The sequence below is a fragment of the Pseudomonas sp. Pseusp11 genome (assembly GCF_047304405.1).
Classification (GTDB): domain Bacteria; phylum Pseudomonadota; class Gammaproteobacteria; order Pseudomonadales; family Pseudomonadaceae; genus Aquipseudomonas.
This window is the reverse complement of record NZ_JBGLZF010000081.1, coordinates 1-11,968: the sequence shown is the minus strand read 5'-3', so window position 1 is coordinate 11,968 and position 11,968 is coordinate 1. Positions and strand designations below refer to the sequence as shown.

The window sequence follows — 11,968 nt, the reverse complement described above, 5'->3', positions numbered from 1 at the left end:
ATCTTTTGATTTTGCTTTTAAAACAAGATCAAAAGATCGCAGCCTGCGGCAGCTCCTACAGAGGATGGTGTTGGCCAGTAAAAGGATTACAGGTTCTGCAACGTATCGAGCAGCACCTTCACCTTGGTAATCGATTCCTGATACTCCGCCTGCCAATCCGAATCCGCGACGATCCCCCCGCCGCCCCAGCAGCACACCTGCCCATCCTTGACCAACAAACTGCGAATGGCGATGGAACTGTCCATCTCCCCGCGCACGTCCAGATACAGCAATGAACCGCAATACAACCCGCGACGGGTCGGTTCCAGTTCATCGATGATCTGCATGGCGCGAATCTTTGGCGCGCCGGTAATCGAGCCGCCGGGGAAGCTGCCGGCGATCAAATCCAGTGCGTCCTTGTCATCCGCCAGTTCGCCGGTAACGCTGCTCACCAGGTGATGCACGTTCGGATAGCTTTCCAGGCTGAACAGCTCCGGCACCCGTACCGAGCCAATGCGGCAGGTACGACCCAGATCGTTGCGCAGCAAGTCGACGATCATCAGGTTTTCCGCACGGTCCTTGGGGCTGGCCAGCAGTTCGGCGGCGTTCGCCGCATCTTCAGCAGCAGTCAGGCCGCGAGGGCGGGTGCCTTTGATCGGGCGGGTTTCGACGTGGCGTTCGCTGACTTTGACGAAGCGTTCCGGCGACAGGCTCAGCACCGCGCCGCCGTCGGGCAGGCTCTGGAAGCCGGAAAACGGTGTCGGGCAAGCCGCCCGCAGCGCGCAATAGGCCGCCCACGGATCGCCCTGGCATTGGGCGCGAAAGCGCTGGGCGAAGTTGACCTGATAGCAGTCGCCAGCCTGGATGTACTGCTGAATGCGTTCGAAGGCTTGCCGATAGTCGTCAGCGCTCAGGTCGGCGCTCATCGGGCTGTCCAGTTTGAATGGCTGGATGTTCTCGGTGGTGGGCTGAGTGAACAATTCGATCAGCCGTTGTCGCTCGCTTTCGATCAGTGTCGGGTGGAACACCAGTTGACTGGTGGCCTGGTGGTGATCGCTGATCAGCGCCCAGTCATACAGCCCGAAGCGTGCGTCGGGCAATTGCAGATCGTCCCGCGCCTGGCTCGGCAGGTTTTCCAGATGCCGACCGAAGTCGTAGCTCAGGTAGCCGATCAGGCCGCCGGCGAAGGGCAAATCGTCAGAGACGGTTGCTTCACCGAGCCGTGTAAGGTTGTTGCGAAGGCGTTGCAGGAAATGGCTGCCGCTTTCAGCCGGCAACACGGCCAGTTGCTCCAGCGGCCAGGCGCTGAGCAGGTCAAAACGCCCACGTTCGGCACTCGGCCGGCCGCTGTCGAGCAGCACGGCACCAGGGGCATGACGAATCGCCGCGAAGTACTCGGCAGGGTTGGCGCGATAGGGCAGCGGGTGTACAGAACAGGTCAACATGGGCGGGGCAGATCAGCCAACGAGGCGGGGGAGCGATTGTAGTCCTCCGCAGGATTTGCTCCTAGAGGGGATGTCGGCAAGAGATACATCTACGGCGAGGGAAGTTTACCTGTGGCGAGGGAGCTTGCTCCCGTCGGGCTGCGAAGCAGGCCCAAAAAAATCAGCCCCTCGGTTTTCAGAGAAACCGAGTATGCCGTTTTATGACTGCTGCGCAGTCAAGCGGGAGCAAGCTCCCTCGCCACAAAGAGCCACAAGGATCAGCCCTCAACCGCCGGAATATGCCCAAACAATTCCTGAACGAACGCCACACGTTCCTGCGCCGTTTCGGTGATCCCGCGCGCCTTCAGCTCTTCGAGTCGCGCCTCGACCGCGTGGGTACGGGACGTCAGCCCGCAATCGTTGGCGATCTGAATGTTCAACCCGGGCCGGGCATTGAGCTCAAGAATCAGCGGCCCTTTCTCCTGGTCAAGCACCATGTCGACACCGATGTAGCCCAGCCCGCACAACTCGTAACAGCCGGCGGCCAGTTTCATGAAACCGTCCCAGTAGGGCAATTGCACGCCGTCTACCGCGTTGGTGGTGTCCGGGTGTTTGTTGATGATGTTGTTCAACCAGGTGCCGCGCAATGTCAGGCCGGTGGCCAGGTCGACACCGACGCCAATGGCGCCCTGGTGCAGGTTGGCCTTGCCACCGGACTGGCGGGTCGGCAGGCGCAGCATGGCCATCACCGGATAACCCATCAGCACGATGATGCGGATGTCCGGTACACCTTCGTAGCTGATGCTTTTGAAGATCTGGTCCGGGGTCACGCGGTATTCGATCAACGCACGGTCGCGGTGCCCACCCAGGGAATACAGGCCGGTGAGGATGCTCGAGATATGGTGCTCGAGTTCCTCATGCTCGATGATCTTGCCGGACACTGTGCGATAGCGCCCCTCGAACCGGTCGGCAACCACAATGATGCCGTCGCCGCCAGCGCCCTGGGCCGGTTTGATCACGAAGTCGGTGCGCCCGCCGATGATCTCCTTGAGGTTATCGATTTCCTTCTCGGTGGAGATCACGCCGTACAGCTCCGGCACGTGGATGCCGGCGGCGATGGCGCGCTCCTTGGTGATGATCTTGTCATCGACGATCGGGTACAGGCTGCGCTTGTTGTACTTGAGCACGTAGTCGGCGTTACGCCGATTGATCCCCATGATGCCCCGGGCCTCCAGGGCTTTCCAGGTCTTCCAGAGACCGAACATCAGGCGTCAGCCTCCTTCAGGAAAGCCTTGAAACGCACCAGTTCGGTCAGGCGATAACCGCGATAACGACCCATGGCCAGCATGAAGCCCACCAGGATCAGCAGGACCGCCGGGAAGGTGAACACGAAGTACACCAGTTCCGGCACGCTCATGATCAGGTGCCCCAGGGAGGCGGCGAACAGCGTGCCGATCGCCACTTTCATGGCATGGCCGCCGCCGCGCTCTTCCCAGGTGATCGACAGGCGTTCGATGGTCATGGTCAGAATCACCATCGGGAACAGCGCCACCGACAACCCGCGCTCCAGGCCGAGTTTGTGGCTGAACAGGCTGATTGCTGCGATCAGCACCACCACGAAGGTCAGCACCACCGACAATCTCGGCAGCATTTGCAGTTTCAAGTGCTCAAGGTAGGAACGCAGTGACAGCCCCAGCGCGGTGATGATGGTAAACAGCACGATGCCGAAGCCGAGCTGGGTTTCCCGGAAGGCGAGGGCGATCAGCACCGGGGTAAAGGTGCCGAGTGTCTGGATGCCGATCAGGTTGCGCAGGATCAGGATCACCAGTACGCCGATCGGGATCATCACCATGATCATGAAGGTCTGCTGGGTTTGCAGCGGCAGGCCGTACAGCGAGTAATCGAGGAAATTGGCGTCGGAGTTCTCGTCAGTCAGCTTGGCCAGGCGAATGGCGTTCATTTCGCTGTTGTTCAGGCTGAAGGTGACGTTGGCTTTCTTGCCGCCATCGACGGTGATCAGGTTTTCATCGCCGGTCCACCACAGCAAGCGGTCGGTGGGCAGGCCCTGTTCGCCGGTTTCCGGGTTGAAGTACAGCCAGTCGGTGCCGTTGAAACTGCGCAACCAGAGTTCAGGCGTTTGCGGCTGATCGGCCACCAGGCGGATGGTGTGGACCTTTTCCACCGGCACGTGGGCGATGGACAGAACCAGCTCGACGATTTTGGCTTTGTTCGCGGTGGACGGATCGCCGGCCAGCAGCAGTTTCACGTTGTCGTCGTTGAGGTTGTTGACACGCTTGATGGCTTCGCCGATGAAAGTTTCGACGTCAGCCGAATGCTGGCGGATCGGCGCGAGCAAGGCTTCGGCGGCGATTTTTTCCGGACCTTCGACGGCGATGCTGTCGCGGAAGGTCGCCCCTTTGATCTTGGATTTTTCGCCGGTGTAGCGCTTGGTCAGCACCAGGCGGTAATAAAGGGTCTGGTTGCCCTTGGCCCGACGCGCCGACCAGGTGACCTTGCGGTTGCCGTCGACACGGTTCACTGCCACACCGTAGTTATTGGAAATGAAACTCTCGTTAAGGCTCACGTAGTCGCGGCTCAGCGGCGGCACGAACATCTGGATCTTGATCGGGTCTTTGGCGTTGGCGACGAACTCGACCTTGGCGTCGATGTTCCACAAGTCATCGGTGGCGTCTTCAGTCACCGGAATACCGAGCACGAAAATCTGATAGGCCGTAACTGAAATGCCCAGCACCACCAGGATGGCGATCAGCAATTTCAGATGGAGGGTAAGAGAGCGCATTGGAATTACTCTGCGGTATGTGCGTCGGTGGCGCAGGCAGGTTTGCCAGCAGCGTATTTAAGACTTGGATCGACCAGCGCATCGAAACGCTTGAGTGCCTCGGAGCCGATCAAGAGCGGGTATTGGAAGGCACTGCGGTCGGTCAGGTTCACTTCAATACTGCGTAAAGCCGACCCCATGCAGATATCCAGCTCGATGACCGGACGGGCAGTGTACTTCTTGCCTTCTTCCGGGTCGTAGTCGCCGGCCCGGCGCTTGATCTTGCTGACACGGGCCAGCGGTCGTTCGATCGGGTACGAATGCGCGGCGTCGATGGCCAGATAGAAGCGCACCCAGGATTCACCATTGCGTTTGAAACGTTTGATGTCGCGGGCGCTCAGCGAGGCGGTTTTCGCCCCGGTGTCGAGTTTGGCGGCAACTTCCAGGTTGATGCCATCCAGCGACGCGTACTCATTGAGGCCGTACACAGTCTTTTCCCCTGCCGCGGCAAAACCTGACAGGCCAAGAAGACAAAGAAATGTGGTGAAGAGCTTGAGTCTCATAAATCCTGATGCGCAGCGGTCCGTTCTTCAATTCAAGGCCCTGGCATTGCTGCACAAGCTCCCTCGTATGCCTATCCTTTTTTATGACAGGCAATGCAGATGACAAGCAAATGCGGGCGGCATTCTAGCACGGTGGTTTTATGGCGCCAGCGCTGGCGGACGGCTGTAACCGGGGGTGCTGCTTCGTTATGGTGCAAGCGGTTATTAGACGATTGTCGACAATGTCTATTTATCCTTTGACGTAACCGGCCTTATTCGCTAGTTTTTGCGGCATTGCTTTTAAAGGTGTCGACAATATGCTGGATCAACTCGATCCCCCGGTCACGGTTCAGGACGACTCGGAAACACTTTCCGAAAACGTCTTCCGACGCATTCAGGCGGCCATCGTCAAGGGCGAGATCGCCCCGGGCAGCAAGATCTCCGAGCCGGAGCTGGCGCGCACCTATGGCATCAGCCGCGGGCCGCTGCGTGAGGCGATCCACCGTCTGGAAGGCCAGCGCCTGCTGGTTCGCGTGCCGCACGTCGGGGCGCGGGTGGTGTCGCTGAGTCACGCCGAATTGCTGGAACTCTACGAAATCCGCGAATCCCTGGAAGGCATGGCGTGCCGTCTGGCGGCTGAACGCATGACCGTTGAAGAAATCGACGACCTGCGCCGGGTGCTGGAAACCCACGAGCGCGATGCGGCGTTTCAGGCAGGCGTCGGCTATTACCAGCAGGAAGGCGATTTCGACTTTCATTACCGGATCATCCAGGGCAGCGGCAACCGCACCCTGACCCAGATGCTCTGCGGCGAGCTCTATCAACTGGTGCGCATGTACCGCATCCAGTTTTCCACCACGCCCAATCGGCCACGCCAGGCGTTTGCCGAGCACCACCGCATTCTCGATGCCATTGCCGACCGTGACGGTGAACTGGCCGAGTTGTTGATGCGCCGTCATATCGGCGCCTCCAAACGCAATATCGCCCGTCACTACCAGGACGGCGCTAACCCGACAGCCACTGAACGAGGTGAGTCATGAGTTCCAACAAGAACACTCCAGGCCAGCGTTTCCGCGATGCGGTCGCCAGCGAGCATCCGCTGCAAGTGGTCGGCACGATCAACGCCAACCACGCGCTGCTGGCCAAGCGCGCCGGTTTCAAGGCTATCTACCTGTCGGGGGGCGGGGTGGCTGCCGGCTCCCTCGGCGTGCCGGACCTGGGCATTACCGGCCTGGATGACGTGCTGACCGACGTGCGCCGTATCACTGACGTTTGCGACCTGCCGTTGCTGGTGGACGTGGACACCGGTTTCGGTTCCTCGGCGTTCAATGTCGCCCGTACCGTGAAGTCGATGATCAAGTTCGGCGCGGCGGCGATTCACATCGAAGACCAGGTCGGCGCGAAGCGCTGCGGTCACCGTCCCAATAAAGAGATCGTTTCGCAGCAGGAAATGGTCGACCGCATCAAAGCCGCTGTTGATGCGCGCACCGACGACAGCTTCGTGATCATGGCCCGCACCGATGCCCTGGCGGTGGAAGGTCTGGAGTCTGCACTGGATCGCGCCGCCGCGTGCATCGAGGCCGGCGCCGACATGATCTTTCCGGAGGCCATCACTGAACTTGAGATGTACAAACTGTTCGCCAGCCGCGTGAAAGCGCCGATCCTGGCCAACATCACTGAATTCGGCGCGACGCCGCTGTACACCACCGAGCAGCTCGCCGGTGCCGATGTGTCGCTGGTGTTGTACCCGCTGTCGGCGTTCCGCGCGATGAACAAGGCTGCCGAAAACGTCTACACCGCGATCCGCCGCGACGGCACGCAACAGAATGTCATCGACACCATGCAGACGCGCATGGAGCTTTACGATCGCATCGACTACCACACCTTCGAGCAGAAGCTCGATGCGTTGTTTGCGGCAAAGAAATGAAATAGAGATCAAAAGATCGCGCAGCCCCTGTAGGAGCTGTGTAGGAGCTGTCGAGTGAAACGAGGCTGCGATCTTTTGCGAATCACTCTAATAACCTGATGAATCACAATTTGCCGATTCCCTAACAAATTCAAGAAAACTGGAGACAGCAATGGCCGAAGCAAAAGTACTCAGTGGCGCCGGGCTCCGTGGCCAGGTTGCCGGGCAAACCGCACTGTCCACCGTGGGCCAGTCGGGCGCCGGCCTGACCTATCGCGGTTACGACGTGCGCGAACTGGCGGCTGACGCACAGTTCGAAGAAGTGGCTTACCTGCTGCTGTACGGTGAACTGCCGACCCAGTTACAACTGGCCGGCTATACCGAGAAACTGAGCAAGCTGCGCGACCTGCCGCAAGCGCTGAAAGAAGTGCTGGAGCGCATCCCCGCGGACGCCCATCCAATGGATGTGATGCGCACCGGTTGCTCGTTCCTGGGCAACATCGAGCCGGAGAAAGATTTCTCCGAGCAGCACGACAAAACCGACCGCCTGCTGGCCGCGTTCCCGGCGATCATGTGCTACTGGTATCGCTTCAGCCACGACGGCAAGCGCATCAACTGCGTGACCGACGAAGCCTGCATCGGTGGCCATTTCCTGCACCTGTTGCACGACAAGAAGCCGAGCGAATTGCACGTCAAGGTGATGAACGTTTCGCTGATCCTCTACGCGGAACACGAATTCAACGCCTCGACCTTCACCGCCCGGGTGTGTGCCTCGACGCTGTCGGATCTGTATTCCTGCATCACAGCCGCCATCGGTTCCCTGCGTGGCCCGCTGCATGGTGGTGCCAACGAAGCAGCGATGGAAATGATCGAGCGCTTTTCGTCGCCGGAGGAGGCGATCAAAGGCACCCTCGATATGCTCGCGCGCAAAGACAAGATCATGGGCTTCGGTCACGCGATCTATAAGGACAACGATCCGCGCAACGAGGTGATCAAGGGCTGGTCGAAAAAACTCGCTGATGAAGTGGGCGACACGGTGTTGTTCCCGGTCTCCGAAGCCATCGACAAGACCATGTGGGAGCAGAAGAAATTGTTCCCGAACGCCGACTTCTACCATGCCTCGACGTATCACTTCATGGGCATTCCGACCAAGTTGTTCACGCCGATTTTCGTCTGCTCGCGCCTGACCGGCTGGGCGGCGCATGTGTTCGAGCAACGTGCCCACAACCGCATCATCCGTCCGAGCGCCGAGTACGTCGGCGTCGAACAGCGCAAGTTCGTGCCAATCGAACAACGCTGACCGGGGAGGGCGCCGGTACTGGTTACTGAAGGAACCGGGAACCCTGCAGGTCGGGGTTCAGCCCGGTGCCAGGCGCCCACCTATTGAAATTACCGTGACCGAGTCCTGACGATGAATACTGAATTCCGCAAACCGCTGCCCGGCAGCTCTCTGGATTATTTCGACGTCCGTGCGGCGGTCGATGCCATTGCGCCAGGCGCCTACGACACCCTGCCGTACACCTCCCGCGTGCTGGCGGAAAACCTCGTGCGTCGCTGCGACCCGGCCACGCTCACCGATTCCCTGAAGCAACTGATCGAGCGCAAACGCGACCTCGACTTCCCGTGGTTTCCGGCCCGCGTGGTGTGCCACGACATTCTCGGCCAGACCGCCCTGGTGGACCTTGCCGGCTTGCGCGATGCCATTGCCCTGCAAGGCGGCGACCCGGCGCAAGTGAACCCGGTGGTGCCGACGCAATTGATCGTCGACCATTCCCTGGCCGTCGAGCGTGGCGGCTTCGATCCCGAGGCCTTCGAAAAGAACCGCGCCATCGAAGACCGTCGCAACGAAGACCGTTTCCACTTCATCAACTGGACCAAGAAAGCCTTCAAGAACGTCGACGTGATCCCGCCGGGCAACGGGATCATGCACCAGATCAACCTGGAGAAAATGTCGCCGGTGATCCAGGTGCGCGACGGCGTGGCTTTCCCTGATACCTGCGTCGGCACCGACAGTCATACCCCGCATGTCGATGCACTGGGTGTGATCGCCATCGGCGTCGGCGGTCTGGAAGCGGAAAGCGTGATGCTCGGCCGCGCGTCGTGGATGCGTTTGCCGGAAAGCGTTGGCGTCGAGCTTACCGGCAAGCTGCAACCGGGTATCACCGCCACCGATATGGTGCTGGCGCTGACCGAATACCTGCGCAAACAAAAAGTTGTCGGCGCATGGCTGGAGTTCTTCGGTGAAGGCGCGTCAAACCTCACCCTCGGCGACCGCGCGACCATTTCCAACATGGCCCCGGAATACGGCGCTACGGCAGCGATGTTCTACATCGACCAGCAGACCATCGACTACCTGAAACTCACCGGCCGTGAAGACGAGCAAGTGCAACTGGTCGAGAACTACGCCAAACAGACCGGCCTCTGGGCTGACAGCCTCAAAGGCGCGCAATACGAGCGCGGCCTGACGTTCGACCTGTCCTCGGTAGTGCGCAACATGGCTGGCCCGAGCAACCCGCACGCCCGTGTAGCGGTTTCGGATCTGGCGGCGAAAGGCATCTCCGGGAAGTGGGACGACGTGCCGGGCCAGATGCCGGACGGCGCGGTGATCATCGCCGCCATCACCAGCTGCACCAACACCAGCAACCCGCGCAACGTTATCGCCGCTGGCCTGCTGGCGCGTAACGCCAACAAACTCGGGCTGACCCGCAAACCGTGGGTCAAGTCGTCCCTGGCACCCGGTTCGAAAACCGTGGCGCTGTATCTGGATGAAGCCGGCCTGACCAAAGAGCTGGAGCAACTCGGCTTCGGCGTCGTGGCCTTCGCTTGCACTACCTGCAACGGCATGTCTGGTGCGCTGGATCCGGTGATCCAGCAAGAGATCATCGACCGCGACCTGTACGCCACCGCCGTACTCTCCGGCAACCGTAACTTCGACGGGCGGATTCACCCGTACGCCAAGCAGGCGTTCCTCGCATCGCCGCCATTGGTGGTGGCTTATGCCATCGCCGGCACCATCCGTTTCGACATCGAAAAAGATGTACTGGGCGTGGTCGATGGCAAGGAAATCCGCCTGAAAGACATCTGGCCGAGCGACGAAGAAATCGACACGGTGGTCAAGGCCTCGGTCAAGCCGGAGCAGTTCCGCCAAGTGTACATTCCGATGTTCGCCATCCACGAAGACACCGGCCCGAAAGTCACGCCGCTGTACGACTGGCGCGAGATGAGCACCTACATCCGTCGTCCGCCGTACTGGGAAGGCGCGCTGGCCGGCGCGCGTCCGCTCAAGGGCATGCGCCCGCTGGCGGTGCTGCCGGACAACATCACCACCGATCACCTGTCGCCTTCGAACGCGATCATGCTCGACAGCGCAGCGGGTGAGTACCTGGCGAAAATGGGCCTGCCGGAAGAGGACTTCAACTCCTACGCCACGCACCGCGGCGACCACTTGACCGCGCAGCGCGCAACCTTCGCCAACCCGAAACTGTTCAATGAAATGGTGCAGGAAAACGGCAAGGTCAAGCAGGGTTCTCTTGCCCGCGTGGAGCCGGAAGGCAAAGTGATGCGCATGTGGGAAGCCATCGAAACCTACATGGAACGCAAGCAGCCGCTGATCATCATTGCTGGCGCCGACTACGGCCAGGGTTCGTCCCGGGACTGGGCGGCCAAAGGCGTGCGTCTGGCGGGGGTGGAAGCGATTGCCGCCGAAGGTTTCGAGCGCATTCACCGCACCAACCTGGTGGGCATGGGCGTGCTGCCGCTGGAGTTCCAGCCGGGCACCGATCGTAAAACCTTAGGAATAGACGGCAGCGAAACCTATGACGTGATCGGCGATCGCACCCCGCGCGCGACGCTGACGCTGGTGATCAACCGCAAGAACGGTGAACGCGTCGAAGTGCCGGTGACCTGCCGCCTCGACACCGCCGAAGAAGTGTCGATCTACGAGGCCGGCGGCGTGTTGCAGCGTTTCGCTCAGGACTTCCTCGAAGAGTCGGCGGTTGCCGTTTAACACGACGAGCCGCGCGGGATTTCAAGTCCCGCGCTGGCCATACAGGATCAATATGGCTCACGCATCTCAGATAAAAATCCCTGCCACCTACATGCGCGGCGGCACCAGCAAAGGCGTGTTCTTCAGCCTCAAGGATTTGCCCGAAGCGGCGCAGATGCCAGGCACCGCCCGCGATGCCTTGTTGCTGCGCGTGATCGGCAGCCCCGATCCGTACGAAAAGCAAATCGACGGCATGGGTGGCGCGACATCCAGCACCAGCAAAACCGTGATCCTGTCGAAAAGCATCAAGGCCGATCACGACGTCGATTACCTGTTCGGTCAGGTCGCCATCGACAAACCTTTCGTCGACTGGAGCGGCAACTGCGGCAACCTGTCGGCGGCGGTCGGTTCGTTCGCCATCAGCAATGGCCTGGTGGATGCCAGCCGCATTCCGCACAACGGTGTGGCGGTGGTGCGCGTGTGGCAGGCCAACATCGGCAAGACCATCATCGCTCATGTACCGATCACCAATGGCGAGGTGCAGGAAACCGGTGATTTCGAACTCGACGGCGTGACCTTTCCGGCGGCCGAAGTGCAGCTCGAATTCATGGACCCGGCGGCGGAAGAAGAGGGTGGCGGTGGTTCGATGTTCCCCACCGGCAATCTGGTGGATGACCTCGAAGTGCCGGGTGTCGGTACGCTCAAGGCAACCCTGATCAACGCTGGCATCCCGACCATTTTCATCAACGCCGAAGACATCGGCTACACCGGCACCGAGTTGCAGGGCGCGATCAACAGTGACCTGGAGGCTTTGGCGATGTTCGAAACCATCCGCGCTTACGGCGCGCTGCGCATGGGGCTGATTCAGCATCTGGACGAAGCCGCCAAGCGTCAGCACACGCCGAAGGTGGCGTTCGTTGCCCCACCTGCGGATTACATCGCGTCCAGCGGCAAGAAGATCACTGCCACCGACATTGATTTGCTGGTGCGCGCGCTGTCCATGGGCAAGCTGCACCACGCCATGATGGGCACGGCCGCGGTGGCGATCGGCACGGCGGCGGCGATTTCCGGCACCTTGGTCAACCTGGCGGCGGGCGGTATCGAACGCAACGCCGTGCGCTTCGGCCATCCGTCCGGCACCTTGCGCGTGGGCGCCGAGGCCACTCAGGTCAACGGTGAGTGGACGGTGAAAAAAGCCATCATGAGCCGCAGTGCCCGGGTGTTGATGGAAGGTTACGTTCGCGTGCCGGGGGATTCTTTCTAGCTTGATGTATCCCCCGTAGGAGCTGCCGAAGGCTGCGATCTTTTGATTTTGCTTTTCAGGATCAAGATCAAAAGATCGCAGCCTTCGGC

At 60.5% G+C, this 11,968-nt stretch carries 9 protein-coding genes; 5 read left to right on the top strand and 4 right to left on the bottom strand.

Annotated elements, in window-relative coordinates:
* Positions 1-86 precede the first annotated feature (86 nt).
* The 4 genes from pabB to ACCC96_RS29935 form a co-directional block, all read right to left on the bottom strand.
* Complete coding sequence (pabB, locus tag ACCC96_RS29950) at positions 87-1,424, bottom strand: aminodeoxychorismate synthase component I (protein WP_413697710.1); 1,338 nt, start codon at positions 1,422-1,424, stop codon at positions 87-89.
* A gap of 257 nt (positions 1,425-1,681) precedes the next feature.
* Positions 1,682-2,668 (bottom strand): alpha-L-glutamate ligase-like protein, encoded by a 987-nt coding sequence (locus tag ACCC96_RS29945; RefSeq protein ID WP_019648254.1) that lies wholly within the window; start codon positions 2,666-2,668, stop codon positions 1,682-1,684.
* A complete protein-coding gene (locus tag ACCC96_RS29940; RefSeq protein WP_413697709.1) occupies positions 2,668-4,203 on the bottom strand; it encodes an inactive transglutaminase family protein in 1,536 nt (511 codons plus the stop codon). Before ACCC96_RS29940 ends, ACCC96_RS29945 begins: the two co-directional genes overlap by 1 nt.
* A gap of 5 nt (positions 4,204-4,208) precedes the next feature.
* A complete protein-coding gene (locus tag ACCC96_RS29935; protein ID WP_258670236.1) occupies positions 4,209-4,745 on the bottom strand; it encodes an ATP-dependent zinc protease in 537 nt (178 codons plus the stop codon).
* Between the two features lie 296 nt (positions 4,746-5,041).
* On the opposite strand from ACCC96_RS29935, the gene ACCC96_RS29930 reads away from it, so the two are divergent.
* The 5 genes from ACCC96_RS29930 (at position 5,042) to prpF (ending at position 11,879) form a co-directional block, all read left to right on the top strand.
* Positions 5,042-5,764: a GntR family transcriptional regulator gene (locus ACCC96_RS29930; protein WP_019648256.1), complete on the top strand. Its 723-nt coding sequence runs from the start codon at positions 5,042-5,044 to the stop codon at positions 5,762-5,764.
* On the top strand, positions 5,761-6,651 hold the full coding sequence (gene prpB, locus ACCC96_RS29925; protein WP_413697708.1) for a methylisocitrate lyase: 891 nt from the start codon (positions 5,761-5,763) through the stop codon (positions 6,649-6,651). The genes ACCC96_RS29930 and prpB overlap by 4 nt, the downstream gene beginning before the upstream one ends.
* Positions 6,652-6,802: 151 nt before the next feature.
* On the top strand, positions 6,803-7,930 hold the full coding sequence (prpC, locus tag ACCC96_RS29920) for a 2-methylcitrate synthase (RefSeq protein ID WP_413697707.1): 1,128 nt from the start codon (positions 6,803-6,805) through the stop codon (positions 7,928-7,930).
* Between the two features lie 111 nt (positions 7,931-8,041).
* Positions 8,042-10,636: a Fe/S-dependent 2-methylisocitrate dehydratase AcnD gene (acnD, locus tag ACCC96_RS29915; protein ID WP_413697706.1), complete on the top strand. Its 2,595-nt coding sequence runs from the start codon at positions 8,042-8,044 to the stop codon at positions 10,634-10,636.
* Between the two features lie 52 nt (positions 10,637-10,688).
* Positions 10,689-11,879 (top strand): 2-methylaconitate cis-trans isomerase PrpF, encoded by a 1,191-nt coding sequence (prpF, locus tag ACCC96_RS29910; protein WP_258670229.1) that lies wholly within the window; start codon positions 10,689-10,691, stop codon positions 11,877-11,879.
* Positions 11,880-11,968 lie beyond the last annotated feature (89 nt).